This is a genomic window from Rheinheimera oceanensis (assembly GCF_018831085.1).
In the GTDB taxonomy this organism is placed as follows: Bacteria; Pseudomonadota; Gammaproteobacteria; order Enterobacterales; family Alteromonadaceae; genus Alishewanella; species Alishewanella oceanensis.
This window is the reverse complement of record NZ_JAGPNM010000049.1, coordinates 1-545: the sequence shown is the minus strand read 5'-3', so window position 1 is coordinate 545 and position 545 is coordinate 1. Positions and strand designations below refer to the sequence as shown.

The following is a 545-nucleotide window of genomic DNA, read 5'->3' as shown; positions in this document are numbered from 1 at the left end:
TTGTACAATTTTAATCAGCCAACAGTGCAGGACATGCTGCGCGATATCACTGACAGAGGGCTGGACGCGGCGCTGGCAAAACGGCAGATGTGGCAGCAAATGCGCATGAATCCAACCGATTTAGCGGATTTGTCAGCCGCTGTCTTAACCTTCTTAATGAATGGCAGCACACCGCTGGCCAACTGGCGCGGTTTATTTAAGCGCGGTGAGCGCGTGCGGCTGCGGTTTATCAATGGCTCCAGCAACAGCTTTTTTGATGTGCGTATTCCCGAGCTGAAAATGACCGTGGTGCAGGCTGACGGCCAGAATGTGCACCCGGTGACGGTGGATGAATTCCGCTTTGGCCCGGGCGAAACCTATGATGTTATCGTGTCGCCACAAGCGGATGCATACACCATTTTCGCCCAGAGTATGGACCGCAGTGGCTATGCCCGCGGTACCCTGGCCGTGGCCGAGGGCTTGCACGCCCCGGTGCCGGCACTGGATCCGGTGGAGTGGCTGACGATGGCTGACATGATGGGTAATATGAACCATGGCGCAAGCGA

At 56.5% G+C, this 545-nt stretch carries 1 pseudogene; it reads left to right on the top strand.

Going from position 1 to position 545, the window contains the following annotated elements:
- Positions 1-545 (top strand): annotated as a pseudogene (locus tag J3B89_RS21045) (copper resistance system multicopper oxidase); the annotation flags it as partial.